Source organism: Parvibacter caecicola (assembly GCF_003725335.1).
Classification (GTDB): domain Bacteria; phylum Actinomycetota; class Coriobacteriia; order Coriobacteriales; family Eggerthellaceae; genus Parvibacter; species Parvibacter caecicola.
In genome coordinates, this window is the sequence record NZ_QIBY01000001.1 from 68,782 (window position 1) to 86,135 (window position 17,354).

Genomic DNA, 17,354 nt, shown 5'->3' on the forward strand with positions numbered 1-17,354 from the left:
ATCCTGAACCTATGACGGGCGTTGGGGAGAAATAGGAAGTTTCTTCTTGACTCCCAAACATGTGTTCGTATAATAGGAAAGGAATTTCAGTGAACGCGCAAGAAGGGATCCCCATGACATCCGACAAGGCAACCGCCCTGAAAATGACCACCGATCAAATCGAGTCGAAGTTCGGCAAGGGCTCTATTATGAAGTACGGTGACGGCGGGGTGGACCTGGCCGTGGCCGCCATTCCCACCGGTGCCCTTCCGTTGGATGCCGCTTTGGGCATCGGGGGCGTTCCGCGCGGCCGCATCATCGAGATATATGGCCCTGAATCCAGCGGCAAAACCACTCTGGCGCTGCAAATCTGCGCCGAAGCCCAGGCGGCTGGCGGCATCGTTGCCTACATCGACGCCGAACATGCCCTTGACCCGGTGTACGCGGCCCGTTTGGGGTTGGATATCAACGAAGTGCTCATCTCTCAGCCTGACACTGGCGAACAGGCGCTGGAGATTTGCGACATGCTGGTGCGCTCCGGCGCCATCGACTGCGTGGTCATCGACTCTGTGGCCGCCCTTGTGCCCCGTGCCGAAATCGAAGGGGAAATCGGCGACACCACCGTGGGCCTGCAGGCGCGCCTCATGTCCCAGGCCTTGCGCAAGTTGGCAGGCTCTCTGTCCAAATCCAACACCACCTGCATCTTCATCAACCAGCTGCGCGAGAAAATCGGCGTCATGTTTGGCAACCCGGAAACCACCACCGGCGGCCGCGCCCTCAAGTTCTTCTCCAGCGTGCGCATCGATATCCGCAAGTTCGATACGTTGAAAATCGGCCAGGACGCCGTAGGCATCCGCGTGCGTGCCAAGGTGGTGAAGAACAAAGTTGCCCCTCCTTTCCGCCAGGCGGAGTTCGACCTCATCTACGGCGAGGGCATTTCGAAGGAGGGCTGCGTGCTCGACATGGCGGTAGAGTGCAAGGTGGCCAAAAAGAGCGGTGCCTGGTACACCTACGGTGAGCAGCGGCTGGGCCAGGGGCGCGAAGCGGCGAAGCTAACCTTGAAGGAAAACCCCGAGCTTCGAGACGAGCTGGAGGCCAAGGTGCGGGAGGCTTACAACATCCCCATCATCGCGCCTGCGGCGGATGGCGAAATTAACGCCGTGCCCAAGCCGGCAAAGAAAAAGTAAATGGCCCAACTGTCTCAAATCAAGGAGCTTAAGGCCCGCATCGCTGAAATTGAAGCGGGCCGCACTTCCGCTTCTGCCGATGAGCGCGGTGGCTCCCTTGCCGGTGGCGCTGCGGCTGCAGCAGGGCTTTGCTCGCCTGCCCCGGGCGGGTGCCCTTCGGCGACCAAGGGGCAGGGCGGCGAGGGTTCGCCTTCCAAGTTGGCGGCGCAAGACGGAAAAGCCGAGAAGCTCAAAGATGCCGCCGGCGCCTATCAGCGCATCCTTCGCATTGTGGCAACTCGCGAGCAGTCCTCCGCCAAGGTGCGGGAGAAGCTGATTCGCGCAGAATTTCCGGCCGATGCGGCAGAAGAGGCGATAGAGAGGGCCCAGCGCCTCGGCGTGATCGACGATGCGCGCTACTGCGACGCCCTTATCCGCAGTGCCCTGCGAAACGACAAGGGCGTAGAGGGGGTGCTGCGGGAGGCCGCCTTCCTCGGGGTGAACCTCGAGGCCCTTGATTCCTACCAAGCCTATCTGGAAGATGGGGAGGAGGGGCAGCTGTCCCGCGCTCGTGCCTATCTGGAGGCTCATCCAGTGCGGTCGAAAAACCAGCGGGACGGGGCCTTCCGAAAGCTGGTGTCTCGGGGTTTTTCGGTTTCCGTTGCCTCGGCGGCCGCCCGTTCGGTTTACCCTTTTCAGCCAAGCTAGCTGAAGACACCGTCCTTCTGCGGTTGTTTGGTGTCTGCTGCGGCTCGGCAATGGACTCGCGAGCTCAAAGTGGGTTATACTGGTTCCGCTATGCTTTGAGCGCGCTATACCATATGGTATTTCATATATTTATTTTGAATATGGGATTTCTGCGGTTACCCGTGCTTGGAGCTGGCCTTTGGCCGGCTCTTTTTCGTATAGCCCAAATGAAATGACGAAAGCCCATTGAAAGGGGAAGCAAGGTGGAAATCGTTATTGCCGCCGTCCTCTGCCTCATTGTTGGTCTTGCTGGTGGTTTTGCTGTGTTTCGCCTGGTGGCCGGCAATTCTGCCAAGCAGGCATCCTCAGAAGCCTCTTCTCTGGTGGAGAAGGCCAAGTTGCAGGCAGAAACCATGCGCCGTGAGGCCAGTTTGGAAGCTGATTCACTGCGCCGCGAGGCCAGCTTGGAAGCCGAGACCATGCGCCGCGAGGCCAGCATCGTGGCCAAGGACCAAGCACTGAAGTACAAAGAGGAAATTGAAGCTGAGAACAAAGGGCGCCTAAAGGAAGCCCAAGATCGCATGCACGAGGCTCAGGAGCGCATGAAGGAAGCCCAAGAGCGCATGCGCGAAGTGCGTGATGCTGAGAACCGCGCCAATCAACGCGAAGAGTCCCTGGAGCGCCGCAGCGAATCGCTGGACGGCCGAGAGCGCCAGATTGACTCCATGCAGAGCCAAATTGAGAGTCGTGAGCGCGAACTCACCGTTGCCGAAGAGGAGATGGTGCGCCGTCTTGAATCGGTGGCCGGTATGTCGCCGCAGGAGGCCAAAGAGGAGATGCTTGAGGGCCTCCGCGACGAGCTCACCCATGAGTCGGCGGCTATCATCCGCGAGTCGGAAACCCGCACCCGCGCCGAGGCCGACAAGAAGGCCCGCATGATTCTGTCGCTGGCCATCCAACGGGTTGCTGCCGACCATTCCGCCGAGAACACGGTTTCGGCCATACACATTCCTTCTGACGACCTGAAGGGCCGCATCATCGGCCGCGAGGGCCGCAACATCCGCTCGTTCGAGCAACTCACCGGCACCAACCTGATCATCGATGACACGCCCGAATGCGTCACCATTTCCTGTTTTGATCCGGTGCGTCGTGAAATCGGGCGCGTGACCATGGAGAACCTTGTGGCTGACGGCCGTATCCATCCTGCCCGTATCGAGGAAATGTACGCCAAGGCAGTGGATTTGGTGGAGCAGCGTGTTGTCGAAGCCGGCGAGCAGGCTACTTTCGACACCGGCATCCATGATTTGCATCCCGATTTGGTGCACACCTTGGGCCGTTTGCGCTATCGCACTTCCTATGGGCAAAACGTTCTCAATCACTCGCTCGAGGTGGCTTACCTCAGCGGTGTGATGGCTTCCGAGCTGGGCCTCGACCCGGTTCCTGCCAAGCGCGCCGGCCTGTTGCACGATTTGGGCAAGGCGGTGGACCATGAGGTAGAGGGCTCCCACGCTGTCATCGGCGCCGATTTGGCCCGTCGTTTCGGAGAGCGTCCGGAAATTGTCCACGCCATCGAGGCCCATCACGGTGATGTGGAGGCCAACACCGTCTTGGATGTGCTGGTGCAGGCGGCCGATGCCATTTCTGCAGCCCGCCCCGGCGCACGCAAGGAAACTTTGGACGCCTACATCAAGCGCCTTGAGAAGTTGGAGGAGATTGCTAACTCCTATAAGGGCGTTGAGCGCACCTATGCCATCCAGGCGGGCCGCGAAGTGCGCGTCATGGTGGAGCCGGAAGTGGTGGACGAGGCCCAGTCGGTGGTACTTGCCCATGACATCGCCCATCAAATCGAAAGCGAGATGCAGTACCCCGGTCAGGTTAAAGTGGTGGTCATCCGCGAGAGCCGCGCGGTGGATTACGCCAAGTAGTTTTCCGGAATGGCACAGGGCAACCTCGAAAACTTCATTGCAGATGTAATGGGAGACGGCCACCTCCGAGTCGAACAGGACTTCGGAGGTGGCTTCGTTCGTTTGAAGACCTCCGAAGCGGAACGGCGCCAGGCGGTGCAGGACATCCGTTCTTCAGAGGACATTCTCATCGAAGTGCTGCGCAACAGCCGCGATGCCGGGGCAACGCGCATTTTCGTCGCCACCGGCAAGGAGGGCCCCCGGCGCTGCTTGCAGGTGATAGACGATGGCGCTGGTATTCCCGCCGCAATGCACCAGCGCGTTTTCGAGCCGCGCGTCACCTCGAAGCTGGAAAGCGCCCACTTGGACAAGTGGGGCATGCACGGCAGGGGCATGGCCCTTTATTCCATTGCCGTGAACAGCCAACTGGCTGAAATAACCGTTTCGCAGCCGCAGATGGGCACCTCGCTTCGAGTAGTTACCGACACTGCGGTTTTGGGGGAGAAGGTGGATCAGTCGGCCTTTCCGATGTTCGAGAAGCAGGAGAGCGGGGCCTATTCCATGAGGGGGCCTAAGAACCTGCTGCGCACCGCGGCGGAATTTGCACTGGAGCATCGCGGACAGGTGGAGGTGTATCTGGGCTCGCCGGCGGAAGTGTGTGCCACCTTGTACGCCTATGGGCTTGCGGCCGCCTCGCCGTCCGAGCGGGCCTTCGGCCGTCCGGAAGAGCGGCCCTACGTGGAGCGTCTGGGTTTTTGCGCCGATTCCGGCGATTTCGCGCGGGTGGCCTCTCAGATCGGGTTGGAAGTGTCCGAGAGAACCGCCCGCCGCGTGATGGACGGCGAGGTTCCCCCGCTGCCTTCTCTTTTGACGCGACTTCAGAGCGAGAGCTTCGCTTCTAAAGAGAAGCGGCCCGTTTCCCGCGCCTTCCGCAGAGATGCCCGCCGTCTGAAATTGGAATCCGAAGACCTTGCCATGTTGGCCCAGAAAGCGCGGGAGGCTTACCGGGAACTCGCGCCCCGCTACTTCCTGAACGAAGAGGTGGAGCCATCGGTGGCCTACGGCCCTCAAGCCATAACCATCACCATCCCCATTGAAAAAATGCTCTAGGGCGTCGCCGTTGTTGCCAGCGGCAGGGGCTAGTTTTACAATCGGGACAAGCAGAAAATACACTAAGCAATGCACTAGCAATTAAGCGTTAAACGAACTACGAAAAGGACTATTCATGGCCGAATCGCCTGCGGTTTCCGTTGAAACCGGTTGCCTTAAGGTTTCCTCTAAATCCTCTCCGGCTTCGGTGGCCGGTGCCATTGCCGGCATGATAAAGGACGGCAACACGGTGGATATTCAGGCGGTTGGCGCCGGTGCCGTCAACCAGGCGGTTAAGGCGGTTGCCATTTCCCGCGGTTTTCTTTCCCCGTGCGGCATCGAAGTGGTGTGCATCCCCTCGTTCGCCGACATCGTGATCGACGGCGAGTACCGAACCGCCATCCGCTTTTCCGTTGAGCCGCGCACGCGTCCGCTGTAGCGCGCCCGAGGAGCATACCGTGAATTCTCCGCTGAACAACACCACTTTTTGCCTGCACACCTTTGGCTGCCAGATGAACAAGCACGACTCGGAGCGGGTAGAGGGAATGCTGGAAGCGCTGGGCTCCCTGCCGGTTCAGTCGGTGGAAGAGGCCGACATCGTCGTCTTCCTCACCTGCTGTGTTCGCGAGGCGGCCGATACGCGCCTTTATGGGCAGGTGTCTTCGTTGAAAAACCTTCCGCTTCGCGATGGCTCGCCTCTGCGGCAGCGCATTGTTGCGGTGGGGGGGTGCATCGGGCAGCGGGACGGCGAGAAGCTGGTGCAGCAAATGCCCCACTTGAACGTGGTGTTCGGCACCCACAACCTGGCTTCTCTGCCCGGCCTGCTGGAGGTGGCCGCTTCCCAGGGCGGCCATCAGGTGGAAGTGCTGGAGGCTTCCGAGAACTTCAACGACCAACTTCCCTCCGTGCGCGAACAGGCCTGGGCCGCGTGGCTTCCCATCACCATCGGGTGCAACAATTTCTGCACCTACTGCATCGTTCCCTATGTGCGGGGGCGCGAGAAGTCGCGGCCGCTGGAGGACATTCAAGCGGAAGCGCAGGAGCTGGTGGGCCAAGGAGTGAAGGAAATCACCCTTCTGGGGCAGAACGTCAACTCCTATGGGCGCGACCTCTATGGCCGCCCCCGGTTCGTGGATGTGCTGGATGCTGTGGCCGAAACCGGCATAGAGCGCATTCGGTTTGCCACCAGCCATCCCAAAGACCTCACCGACGAGGTAATCGAGCGCTTTGCCACGCTGGAAAACCTCATGCCCTACCTGCACCTGCCGGCGCAATCGGGGTCGAACCGCATTTTGAAGGCCATGAACCGCCGCTATACCCGCGAGCATTATCTGGATTTGGTGCGCAAGGTGCGGGAAGCCTGTCCGGGCATCGCCCTTTCCACCGACATCATCGTCGGTTTTCCCGGCGAGACCGAGGAGGATTTCCTGGATACGCTGGCTCTGGTGCGGGAGGTGGGCTACAACCAGGCCTTCACCTTCATCTATTCGAAGCGCGAAGGCACTCCTGCGGCGGCGATGGAAGACGATACGCCGCGCGAGGTGATACAGGAGCGCTTCGACCGTTTGGTGGAGGCGGTGCAGGAGGGCGCTTACGCGGCCAATCAGGCTTTTCTGGGGACGGTGCAGCCAGTGCTGGTGGAGGGGTCCTCTAAGCGCGATGAGCGTCTCTTGGTGGGCAAAAGCCCCCACAATGTGACGGTGCACGCGCCGTTGCCGGAAGGGGTGAGCGCCGAGCAGCTGGCCGGCTCTACGGTGAACGTGCGCATCGACGAGGCCCGCACCTGGTATTTGTCCGGCAAGTTGGCAGAGTAGGCCTCGCGATGGCTGTCAGCGACGCAGGGGTGTCTGCGGGCTTCGGGGAACCGCTTCCGAAGCCGGTAGTGGTGATTGTGGGGCCCACCGCTTCGGGCAAGTCCGCTTGCGCCATCGAGGCGGCGAAACTGCTGGACGGTGAGGTGATCAGCGCCGACTCCATGCAGGTGTACCGGGGCATGGACATCGGCACCGGCAAAGTGGCTGTCGAAGAGCGGGAGGTGCCCCATTGGGGGCTTGATTTGGTGAACCCCGGCAAACCTTATTCGGCCGCCTTGTTCCAGGAATACGCCCGCCGTTGCATTCGCGATATTGTCGACAGGGGCAAAACCCCGATCCTCTGCGGCGGAACCGGTTTCTATGTGCGCGCAGTGATAGACGACTACCGTTTCCCCGCTGGCGAGCAGGTGGATAACCCGGTGCGGGAGCGCTACAACCGCCTTCTGGAGGCTCAGGGACCCCAGGCGGTTTGGAACCTGCTGCAGCAGAAAGACCCGGGCAGCGCGGCCCTCATCCACCCCAACAACAGCAAGCGAGTGGTGCGGGCGTTGGAGCTTTTGGAGGAGGGCGGTTCCTATCAAGAGCAAAAAGAAGGGCTGGCTCATATTCCGCAGGCGATTCCCGCAGTTCAAGTGGGGCTTTCGGTGGAGCGGCCTGTGCTGTACCAGCGCATTGACCAGCGGGTGCTGCAGATGCTCGAACAAGGTTTGGCGGAGGAAGTGAAGGGGCTTTTGGCTTCTGGCTTCCGCGAGGGGCTGTGCGCTCCGCAGGCCATCGGGTACAAGGAAATCGTGGAGGCCCTCGAGGGGCGCGCCACGATGGACGAGGCCGTTGCCGCCATTCAGCAGGCGACGCGGCGCTATGCCAAGCGCCAGGGCACGTGGTTTCGCCGCGACGGGCGCATTAACTGGATTGACGCTACGGCGGCCTCGCCTTCGCAATTAGCCCTCCAGGTGGCGGACATCGTTTCCGCTCATTCACACGCCTGAAACACAGCACTCCTATACTTGCCGAAAACGGCAGCAGGGAGGCGACTGTGGTAATCGAATTTGAAAAGTACAACGGCTTGGGCAACGATTTCATTTTCATCGACGGCACCGGGGAAGCGGTGGAATTGACCCCGCAGCAGGTGGGTTTTTTGTGCGACCGTCACTTCGGCATCGGCGCCGATGGGGTAATAGTGGTCCGGAAAGCGGACGGCGCCGACGGCTATATGCACTACATCAACAGCGACGGCTCTTTGGCCCAGATGTGCGGCAACGGGGTTCGCTGTTTTGCCAAGTACCTGGTGGATCACGGGATGGTGGATGCTTCCAGCGGTCGATTGCTGGCCATGACGTTGGCCGGGCCGCGCCCCATCGCCTTCGACGTTGACGACGAGGGAAAGATGACGGTGGCCGCGGTGGAAATGGGCCAGCCGATTCTCGAACCGGCCGAGGTGCCCTGCCTTTTGCCCGGCGCCTCGCTCGGCCGTTTGGGAACCGTCGCTTGCGAACAGGCCATCGACAGCCCGTGGGGACCGTTTGCTTTCACCGCCGTTTCGATGGGTAACCCTCATGCGGTGTGCTTCGTTGACGATTGGCAGGCGCTTGACGATGGCCTGTTCACCGATGCGGAGCGCAAGGGCTTGGACACGCTGCGCATTGACGAGGTGGGAGCATGGTATGAGTCCCATGGGGCCTTTCCCCAAAAGACGAATGTGGAGTTTGCCGAAGTGATCCCCGAGGGCGTGCGCATGCGCGTCTTCGAGCGTGGTTGCGGCGAAACGCTGGCTTGCGGCACTGGAGCTTGCGCGACGGCGGTGGCCGCCTGTCTCACGGGCAGGGCCGAACGTTCCGTAGTGGTAAGCCTTAAAGGGGGAGCGCTGGCCATCGAATGGGGAGAGGACGGCGTTGTGCGCATGACCGGCCCCGCAGCGTTTGTGTTCTCGGGCACAATCCAGCTTTAGGCGCCGCCCGAGGCAAGGGCTGTGCTATTATTGCCCCCGGTTGTTCGCGGAGGTTCAGAAAGGGGCTGTTGCTCATGCGCTTTGTCGACTAAGCGGGCCATTGTTTTGGCGCGCAGATGCCTGAACATTTCCACTAGTCGTCCCATGTAAGGAGCATGCCCCATGACTGAATATCAATCCGTTATCCAGAAGGGACCGGCCACTTCCGCCGCCGAACAGCGAGAGCGAGCCGTGCTGGTGGGGGTCGATCGCCCCGGCCTCTCTTGGCCCCTGGATTCCTCTTTGGCGGAGCTGGCCCGTTTGGCCGATACCGCCGGCGCCGAAGCGGTGGCGGTTACCACTCAAAAGCTCTCTTCCCCCAACCCGCGCACCTTCGTGGGAAGCGGCAAGGCGGAAGAGATTGCGCAGTTGGCCCGCGAGAACGATGCCGATGTGGTCATTTTCGACGATGAGCTTACCCCTTCGCAGCAGTCCAACTTGGAAAAGGTGATGGACAAAGACGTAAAGGTCATCGATCGGACGGCCTTGATCCTTGATATCTTCGCCCTTCATGCCACTTCCCGCGAAGGGCGGCTGCAGGTTCGCTTGGCGCAGAACCAGTACCTTTACCCCCGTTTGCGCGGCATGTGGGCCCACTTGGCGTCTAACCGCATGGGCGGCGGCGTGGGTTCCCGCTTTGGCGAAGGCGAAAGCCAGCTGGAGGTGGACCGCCGCATGGTGCGCAACCGCATCACTTCGATTCGGCGTGAGCTGGCCCATTTGTCGGAGGTGCGCGCCGTGCAGCGGGAGACCCGCTACGGCAGCGGCATGTTCAAGGTGGCGCTGGCCGGATACACCAACGCGGGGAAAAGCTCCCTGCTCAACCGCCTGACCGGAGCGGGCGTGCTCAGCTATGACAAGCTGTTCGCTACGCTCGATTCCACCACCCGGAAGTTCGAGCTTCCCGAAGGACGCGAGATCACCCTCACCGACACGGTGGGGTTCATCCAAAAGCTGCCCACAACGCTGGTGGAGGCGTTCAAGTCCACTCTTGACGAGATAAACGGCGCCGATTTGATTCTGCATGTGGTAGATGCCTCTTCCGATGAGTTCGAGTCGCAAATCGAGGCAGTGGAAGAGGTGCTCGGGCAGATCGAGGCCCAATCCATTCCTTCTGTGCTCATCTTCAATAAGTGCGACCTGCTTGCGGAAGACCAGTTGGCGGGCTTGCGCAACCGGTTTCCCCACGCGCAGTTCGTTTCGGCGGAAACCGGCTTTGGCATTGATGACTTGGTGGCGGTCATATCGAAGGCGGCCTCTGCCACCGAGGTGCTGATGAGTGTTCTGGTGCCCTACAGTCGCGGGGATTTGGTGTCGCTCGCCCATGGCCGTTGCACGGTGGTGACGGAAACCCATGAGGAGCAGGGCACGCGAATGCAGCTGAGGGTGGCGCCGGCCTTTACCAGCCAATTCAAGCCGTTCGAGGTTGCCGAATAGGGAAGCGGCAGGGCCGTTATGGCGCAGGGGGCGCATGTGGCTTGGCATTGTTGACGCCTCGCTTTACTTGGCGCGGCCAAGGAGGGAAGCGCTAGAGGGCCCCGCTCGCCGTAAGTGAGCGGGGCCCTCTCATGGTGCGCCTAGCTGCCAGACGGGATGCGGAACTAAAGGCGGCGGAACACCGCGACAACTTTGCCGCAAATGGAGCAGTTGGTGGTGATGATAGGCTCCATGGTGGAGTTTTCCGGTTGCAGCCGAATGTGGTCGGCTTCGCGGTAGTAGGTTTTAACAGTGGCCCCGTCATCGATGAGGGCCACCACGATATCGCCGTTGTTGGCCACCGGCTGCTCCTTCACCACCACGAAGTCGCCATCGTTGATGCCGGCTTCGATCATGGATTCGCCATGAACCGAGAGCATGAAGGAAGGGGCATCCCCCACGATGTCGGTGGGCAGCAGCAGGGTGTCGGTGATGTTCTCCTGCGCAAGAATGGGGGTACCGGCGGCCACATCCCCCACAAGGGGAACTGAAATGACCTTCTCGAAATTGGGTTCGTCCACATTCACCACCGATTCCTCATCGAAATCAAGCGGGTAGGTGAGGGCGATGGAGCGGGACTTCAGCGGATCGCGCTTGATAAAGCCCTTCTCTTCCAGCGCCCGCAGATGCACGTGGACGGTGGAAGGGGAGGAGAGCCCCAAAGCCTGACACACTTCGCGGACGGTGGGGCCGTAACCCTTTTCGCGAATGCAGTCTTCGATAGCGGACAGCACTGCCTGTTGACGCTTGGTGATTTTCTCGCTCATGGGCCGTACCTCCAAAATAAGAACAAATGTTTTAATTTCTGTTGACATGAACTTTTGTTCGTTCTATTATATATGCGAACAAAGGTTCTATGCAAGAGAAAAGGGGATAAAAATGGAGAATGGAAAAGAGTTGTTCGGTTTTTCCCGCCTGGAAGTTCTCGTTTGCTCCGTGGTGAGCATCGCCATCTCTTTCGGCCCGCTGCTGTTTCTCTGCTAACTAGGCCATTTCCGGGGTGTCGTCTGGCTGCGTTGACGGCACCGGGCGCGCCACCTTGAAGTTTTTCCTTGGTGGCGCGCCTTCCTTTCTATATTATGGGAAACGCACCCCATTGAAAGGAATGCCATGCGTTGCCCTTCTTGCAGCTTTCCCGACACTAAAGTCGTGGATTCCCGTTCGGCCGAGGATGGCGCCGCCATTCGCCGTCGCCGTGAGTGCCTCTCGTGCGGGTTTCGCTTCACGACCTACGAGCGCATTGGCGAAGCTCCCTTGATTGTCATCAAGAGGGACGGTTCGTCTGAGGTCTTCGACCATGAAAAACTGTTGCGGGGTTTGCTCAGCGCCTGCACGAAACGTCCCGTTTCCCATGATCAGTTGGAAGCTCTTATCAATTCCATCGAGATCGATCTCGCCGCTTCCCAACAGAGGGAAATCACGTCTTCGGAGCTCGGCAACAAGGTTATGGCAAAACTTTCCTCCATCGACGAAGTGGCTTATATTCGCTTCATGAGCGTTTACAAAGATTTCGGCAGCGTGGATGAATTCGCCTCCGCGCTCAAGGACATTTCGTAAAGGACCACCTCTGTGACTTTGACTCTTCCCTTGGTTGCAGCCGATTCGCTGCTTGTGCCCGGTTATGCCCATGCCTCCGATGCAGCGATGGATTTGCGCGCGGCCAAAAGCGTGGTTGTGGAACCCTTGGGGAGGGCCCTCGTGCCTTGCGGCATTTCCATCGCGATTCCCGAGGGTTATGCGGGATTGGTCATTCCCCGCAGCGGCCTGGCTGCCAAGAACGGGGTTACGGTTCTGAACGGGCCAGGGCTCATAGACAGCGGGTATCGCGGGGAAGTGTGCGTGAGCCTTGCTAATCTCGACAAGGAAGCCTCCTTTACGATTGAGCCGGGGGACCGCATTGCCCAGTTGATGATAGTTGCTGCTCCCAAGGTGGAAGTGACCGTTGTTCAGTCCCTCGACGAAACCGACAGGGGAGCAGGCGGCTTTGGCAGCAGTGGCGTAAAGTGAGCAGGCAGGGGATGGTCATGGCTCATAGTTTTGACGAGGGAAGCAAAGACGCCTCGCGGCTTTCAGCCGCGGACGGTTCCCGTGGTGGTTCCTCGCCAATCTCAAACGGGAAAGGGGAGGGGTCTCACGGTGGCGGGAACGCTCCTGGGGCTCCCAGCCCAGATAGCGAGCTAAAGAACCTGCGTACCTTGATGATGATTGCCGGAATAGGGGGGCCGTTCTCTTTTGTGATCGGCGGTGTGGTTCTGAGCACCGTGGCGCTTGTGTGCGCCATCATCGCTTTTGGGAAGTTCAAGCGATTGAGTTCGATGCCCGGTATTCTCAGGGATGCGCGCCGTATTAAGCGGGCCGTTGTGTTCAGCGTCGTAATCAGTTCCGCTGCGCTGGTGTGGAATGTCGTTTGGTTTGCCATCGTGCTTCCGGAAATGTGGCAAACGCTGCTCAGCCAAGACTTCTCAAGTCTGTACGGCGATTCGCCAAGTACGGCGCCGGGAAAGACCATTTGGGATTAGTCCTCATATTGTCATATGACAATATGATTTGATGAATAGCAGCAAGGACTGCTGTATTTCTCAAACGACGGCTGTTCGTGTTGCAAGTCCCTTGGGATTTCCGGTCTTCACATTGATCATACGCTGCGTTGTCGCGCTGGTTGCCGCGTCGGGCTTCGCGAATTGCGCTGTTAGGCTTTGGCCATAATCTGCAGTTTGCGCCCGTGGTCTGGTCGGCGCTTTTCCTGATTCGGGTTGATTTCAAGGTGCTTTTACCTAAAAACCCACGGACCATCGATTTGGTGTAAATGCGAGGATGAATAAATACTCGAATGATTTTTTAGAAGGGCCTTAGAACGGCTTAGAATCGGTCGTAATTTTGAGCTTGAGCGCAAGCCTGCGCATGAGGGTAAAACTGAGGCATAAAGGAACGGCAAACACAAGACGACGTCAATGAAGGTTGGCAAAATCAGCCGGTCGTCAAAACCCAATGCGAGCAACGAATGCGGACAACAGCACGAACCGTGAAATTGAAAAACGCCAATGGGCAAGCGACGCATAGGAGCCGGCTTGAACCCCGATGGTTTCCCTGAACCCCGAAATCTCTGCGATGATATAAAAATGGTGGATAATGTATGTTATGTAAAGTAGAATAGTCCATTATTTGTACTATTCGGTTTTAGGATTGGCAGTTGGTTTGGGTCTGGATTGGTTCCAACCAATTATTGTGCTATGTCGATAAGGTCCATTAGTTCTTGTCGGGAATGAACATTCAGTTTTGTATAAACATTTCTCGAATGGGTGCGGATAGTGTTGTCGGATATGCCCAGCCTCTCCGAAATTGCATTTTTGGTATACCCCATGGCCAAAAGCCGCATGATCTCTTTTTCGCGTGGAGAAAGGCTGTATTCCTCGGCAATCCTGTCAACAACCACATCGAAACGACGAGGCATCTTTTCCTGTGTTTTCACCTTGGCCTGAGGCCTTTTCTCAAAGATGCCCGACAATGGAGCCATTGCAGCTTCCTCCCCCATCATAAGGCCCTTTAAATCTCGTTCGGAAAACAATAGGAAGTTTATCATCAGCGCTATAGATGCGGCGCTGATGCAGACGATCATTTGCATGTCGTAAGGCAATGAAATCAGGACATTTCCACCACCGAAAACCAATCCCACGATTTCGCCCAGAGAGAACATGGCAAAACCGTACCCGAACACCAGAACCGAAGATGCGTTTCGTCTGCGCGCGACAACGGCTAAGATGCACCAGAGGAAAAGAGAAACGATCTTTGCGAAGAAAGATATCACCGACCCCCAGCTTGTATTGCCAATGCCCACTATAGGTGCTAGGGCCACGGTGCCGACGACGATAATCACCAATGCGGTATAAAGTAGATACATGCGGTTCATTTTCAGCGAAGAATGGCCAGGGATCGCCATGGCGAATCCCAGGCAAACTAACATTACCAAGAGTGTGACAATATCGCTATCTTGGGCGAAACCGAATCCACCTGAAGAAGGACTTGTTGCCCGTGCCATAGATTCAATCAGGGCAAATGCGAAAAATGCGATGCCCATGCGGATAAGGGCACGTTCATCATACTTTGAAAAATCGGTTGTGGGGGCATCTTCCGAAGACTCCCCCGTCACCTGCTTTTGCACGGGTAAGATCATAAGAAATGAAGCGGCTAATGGAAGAAGAAGCAAGAAAATGGTTCCCGCAAGATTGAACCAAGGGAACATAGTTGGTGCTATTACGGGGATTCCGCGAGCGATGAAGTAGAGCGCTCCCATGAGCAGGCGAGAAATAAGTGAGTAAAGAAGAATATGCCAGGGCGTAATGCGCGAAAACAATTCGCCGCAGCGAAGCATGAAAACCGTCGTGCCTATACCCGTCAGCGCAGCGCCGCTCAAGGGAATCAGCATGGTGAGTTGGGAATTATAGTACGAGTTGATACCCGTACCCACAATGGCCACCAAAGTGCCAATGCAAACTATAGCCCCACCGGCAAGCACAACCTTGCGGCTTGAGAAAAGATGTGCAACCCTCTTGTGCATCAGCGCTGCAGCAAGTGCGATGATAACAAGCAGAGTGCGAGAGACGCGGAACAGATCCGACAACGGCGCACTCACGCCAAAGCCGGCGATAAACCACAGTGGTGGACCAGTGAACAAATTAGCCCAGGTCAACCAAAGGGCGAGGCCCATAAACGGCAGAATCGGCGCATTGGCCGCGATGTTGTTCCCAAATCTAGCCACAATGCCCTCGGCATTGTTCTCATCTGTTGTCAAAGTATCCCCTCAAATACTCTCTCCGTTGTTTGCGAAGGCCGGTTCTAAACGGCATTGAACATTACAGCGAACCCTATTATATCTTGATTCAACACCTATTCCTTCGTCCCCTCTTTGCCGCCGTTCTTAGCAAAAAGAGGAAACGTAATGGCGCCAACGGGGCAAACGTCGGAACAGCTTTTGCAGCGGATGCATTCATTTAACGACCGATCACCTAAATTGTTTATAGGGTCAATGCGCTCGGGGCATGCGCTTATGCAGGCTTTACAGGAAGAGCCCTTGCTATGAAGGCAGGTTTCGATGTCGACTTGCGGCCTAAGGGTCTTGTTAGCCTTGGAAACAAGTGACATCAGGGCACCTAAGGGGCAAATAGCGCCGCACCAGCGCTTGAACACAAGCAGTTCAGTAATAAGTATCGCCGGAAAGACAATCAAGCCGATGGTTGGTTCGTTGAACTGCACCAATCGCCAGAACAAGATAAAGGTGGCGAAAATCAAACCCACCGGGCAAACTAAGCAAAAAACGGGAAAACCAAAAATCGCCGTAGAGAGCAGGGCGCCTCCAAGCACCGCGTGGCGGGAGTCAATGGGTTCATGTATGACGCTTTCACCCCTCTCCCACCGTTTTAGGGATCGATCAGCGGCTTTACTGCGGGCTTGTGCTTCATTTTGCTTGTCTTTTCTGCTCTTGAAGATGTTCTGGAGATGAGGCACAGGGCAAACCCAGGAACAAAATGCCTTTCCCACCAGGAGTGCAATAATGACAAAGCCCACTAGGGCAATCAATGCGCGTACCGCGATTGTCTTGGCGCCCAGCATGGACTCGAGCGCGCCCAAGGGGCAGATGGCGGCTACCGAGTTCCATCCGATGGCAGAGAGTGTTCCAGTGCCGGTAGCGAATGCCAAGCCGATTCCAACTACTACAAAGACAGAGGCGGCGGTAAGTGCGCGGAGCGTAGATGTCCTCATCTTCTTGCGAGGTTCCTTTTCTGCATTCGCCATGATTTACGCCTCCTTGAAAGGGACAATTTCTATGCCGCGTTTATTAGACCCGGTGTAGGTGCCGTATGAAGCGGAAGGGCACGCGAAGGTGCAGGCACCGCAACCGTTGCACCTGTTCTGGTCGACAAAGAGTTTTCCGTTTTCTATCGACAGCGCTTCGTATGGACAGGCGTCAACGCATTGGCGAGAGCATTTTTTGGAGCCAGCGCGATACAGCATGCACTCCTCTGTGACCACTTGGGCTAAGCCGATCTTATCCTTCTGGGGATCAAAGCCTGCTTTCAACGCCCCGGTGGGGCATGATTCTACACAGGCCATGACTCCCCTATCGGAACAAAAGTCGCATGCTCCGCGATGGAAGTTCAGTTTGGGGAGGCGTGCGTTGAGAAGACCGTCTTCCAAAAGGCTTACCGAGATGGCGCCGTGGGGGCATGCGCTGCGACAGCGATCGCATTTGATGCACGCGCCAAACAGGTTGTCCCCATCTTGGCCCCCAGGTGGACGCAAGAGCCTGTTTTGGCTGCTAGTTCCAAAAGCAAAACCGCCCACTGCGAAGCATCCTATGATGCCTGCTGCGCTTGTGATAAACGTGCGGCGCGAAACCCCTTGGATCATTACCCCTCCTCGGAACCTTCAATCGCCTCAATGGCGGCATCGAGTACATCGATGTCGTCTTCCAGGTACCCCTGTGTCATTTTTAGGATGCCTTTATAAAATCTAGTGGTCATAAATATTTCGGCCCGCTGGGAAAACGCCGGGAACCAAGATAGGATTTGCTTCTCCAGGAACTCACGAGCGGCTTTTAAGTCGGCCAGAGCGCCATCGATGTCTCTTCTTGACAGAAGCTCGTCAGCGCGTTCGGACAAAAGAGCCATGAACTGGAACATGAACATCAGATGATCTTCGGGGTAATCAACGCCCTCTGCTTTTTTTACGCAGCTCTGCTTATAGGCGGCAAAGGCCTCGCGATATCCTTCTGCAAAAAAAGCATGATCGCTTTCAGACATAAACAACGAGCGTATGGGCAGAGCATTCTTTTCATTGAGATTGCCCATACCCCCAAATGACATGGTGAAATCAACGGCAAGCTCGCGACGAGTGCCAGAATTTCGTCTGCGCAGATAGCAAGCCATGTCATTGATGCCCCTGCTCATAAGCCCCTCGCCCTTGCCGTATTCGATCAAGTCAGATGTGGCCATAGCCTCGATCTGCTCTTCGGATAGAGGCTCGTGGTAAAGCGAGGAAAGCATTCGATAGAATACTGTGCGATTTCGAAGAAGCTGTTTCACGTCAGCTGTAGACAGATGAATGGTCTCATCGTTTTCCATGAAGGCTCCCTTCATTTGGGGGCACCCTGTTCCCTCTCTGCCGACAAGGCTGAATTTTGGCTGAGAGGGAACAGGGTGCCCATGTTTCCCCGCGGAGCATAAGGGTGGCTGCGCTTCGCGAGAGTGTGGCACCG

The 17,354-nt window shown here is 57.5% G+C and carries 17 protein-coding genes; 12 read left to right on the forward strand and 5 right to left on the reverse strand.

Annotated features, from left to right (window positions below; translation table 11 throughout):
- Nucleotides 1-113 precede the first annotated feature (113 nt).
- The 9 genes from recA to hflX all read left to right on the forward strand — a co-directional run bounded on the left by recA (nt 114) and on the right by hflX (nt 10,063).
- Nucleotides 114-1,166 (forward strand): recombinase RecA, encoded by a 1,053-nt coding sequence (recA, locus tag DMP11_RS00305; RefSeq protein WP_123184812.1) that lies wholly within the window; start codon nt 114-116, stop codon nt 1,164-1,166.
- Nucleotides 1,167-1,853 (forward strand): regulatory protein RecX, encoded by a 687-nt coding sequence (locus DMP11_RS00310; protein WP_123184503.1) that lies wholly within the window; start codon nt 1,167-1,169, stop codon nt 1,851-1,853.
- 242 nt (nt 1,854-2,095) lie between these two features.
- Complete coding sequence (gene rny / locus DMP11_RS00315; RefSeq protein WP_123184504.1) at nt 2,096-3,757, forward strand: ribonuclease Y; 1,662 nt, start codon at nt 2,096-2,098, stop codon at nt 3,755-3,757.
- Nucleotides 3,758-3,859: 102 nt separating this feature from the next.
- A complete protein-coding gene (locus DMP11_RS00320; RefSeq protein ID WP_235869341.1) occupies nt 3,860-4,846 on the forward strand; it encodes an ATP-binding protein in 987 nt (328 codons plus the stop codon).
- 115 nt (nt 4,847-4,961) lie between these two features.
- Entirely contained in the window at nt 4,962-5,264 is a 303-nt protein-coding gene (locus tag DMP11_RS00325; RefSeq protein WP_123184506.1) for a stage V sporulation protein S, read from the forward strand.
- A gap of 19 nt (nt 5,265-5,283) precedes the next feature.
- Complete coding sequence (gene miaB, locus DMP11_RS00330) at nt 5,284-6,639, forward strand: tRNA (N6-isopentenyl adenosine(37)-C2)-methylthiotransferase MiaB (protein WP_123184507.1); 1,356 nt, start codon at nt 5,284-5,286, stop codon at nt 6,637-6,639.
- An 8-nt stretch (nt 6,640-6,647) separates the two neighbouring features.
- Nucleotides 6,648-7,628: a tRNA (adenosine(37)-N6)-dimethylallyltransferase MiaA gene (gene miaA / locus DMP11_RS00335; RefSeq protein ID WP_123184508.1), complete on the forward strand. Its 981-nt coding sequence runs from the start codon at nt 6,648-6,650 to the stop codon at nt 7,626-7,628.
- 47 nt (nt 7,629-7,675) lie between these two features.
- The gene (gene dapF / locus DMP11_RS00340) at nt 7,676-8,587 is read left to right on the forward strand and encodes a diaminopimelate epimerase (protein ID WP_211329055.1); all 912 of its coding nucleotides are present in this window, start codon (nt 7,676-7,678) and stop codon (nt 8,585-8,587) included.
- Nucleotides 8,588-8,749: 162 nt separating this feature from the next.
- Nucleotides 8,750-10,063, forward strand: a complete 1,314-nt coding sequence (gene hflX, locus DMP11_RS00345) for a GTPase HflX (protein ID WP_123184509.1) — start codon at nt 8,750-8,752, stop codon at nt 10,061-10,063.
- Between the two features lie 164 nt (nt 10,064-10,227).
- Here the strand turns inward: hflX and lexA are convergent, their stop codons facing one another.
- The gene (gene lexA / locus DMP11_RS00350; protein ID WP_123184510.1) at nt 10,228-10,869 is read right to left on the reverse strand and encodes a transcriptional repressor LexA; all 642 of its coding nucleotides are present in this window, start codon (nt 10,867-10,869) and stop codon (nt 10,228-10,230) included.
- A gap of 343 nt (nt 10,870-11,212) precedes the next feature.
- Between lexA and nrdR the strand changes: the two genes are divergently transcribed.
- From nrdR to DMP11_RS00365, 3 genes are all read left to right on the forward strand, one after another.
- Nucleotides 11,213-11,659, forward strand: a complete 447-nt coding sequence (gene nrdR / locus DMP11_RS00355; protein WP_123184511.1) for a transcriptional regulator NrdR — start codon at nt 11,213-11,215, stop codon at nt 11,657-11,659.
- Nucleotides 11,660-11,671: 12 nt separating this feature from the next.
- A complete protein-coding gene (gene dut / locus DMP11_RS00360; RefSeq protein ID WP_123184512.1) occupies nt 11,672-12,109 on the forward strand; it encodes a dUTP diphosphatase in 438 nt (145 codons plus the stop codon).
- 188 nt (nt 12,110-12,297) lie between these two features.
- On the forward strand, nt 12,298-12,621 hold the full coding sequence (locus DMP11_RS00365) for a hypothetical protein (protein ID WP_148041071.1): 324 nt from the start codon (nt 12,298-12,300) through the stop codon (nt 12,619-12,621).
- A gap of 701 nt (nt 12,622-13,322) precedes the next feature.
- Here DMP11_RS00365 and DMP11_RS00370 read toward each other — a convergent pair.
- The 4 genes from DMP11_RS00370 to DMP11_RS00385 form a co-directional block, all read right to left on the reverse strand.
- Entirely contained in the window at nt 13,323-14,891 is a 1,569-nt protein-coding gene (locus DMP11_RS00370; protein WP_123184514.1) for a helix-turn-helix domain-containing protein, read from the reverse strand.
- Between the two features lie 95 nt (nt 14,892-14,986).
- On the reverse strand, nt 14,987-15,892 hold the full coding sequence (locus DMP11_RS00375) for a 4Fe-4S binding protein (protein WP_123184515.1): 906 nt from the start codon (nt 15,890-15,892) through the stop codon (nt 14,987-14,989).
- A 3-nt stretch (nt 15,893-15,895) separates the two neighbouring features.
- Nucleotides 15,896-16,507: a 4Fe-4S dicluster domain-containing protein gene (locus tag DMP11_RS10655; RefSeq protein ID WP_123184516.1), complete on the reverse strand. Its 612-nt coding sequence runs from the start codon at nt 16,505-16,507 to the stop codon at nt 15,896-15,898.
- A complete protein-coding gene (locus DMP11_RS00385; protein ID WP_161555253.1) occupies nt 16,507-17,220 on the reverse strand; it encodes a TorD/DmsD family molecular chaperone in 714 nt (237 codons plus the stop codon). Before DMP11_RS00385 ends, DMP11_RS10655 begins: the two co-directional genes overlap by 1 nt.
- Nucleotides 17,221-17,354: the final 134 nt, after the last annotated feature.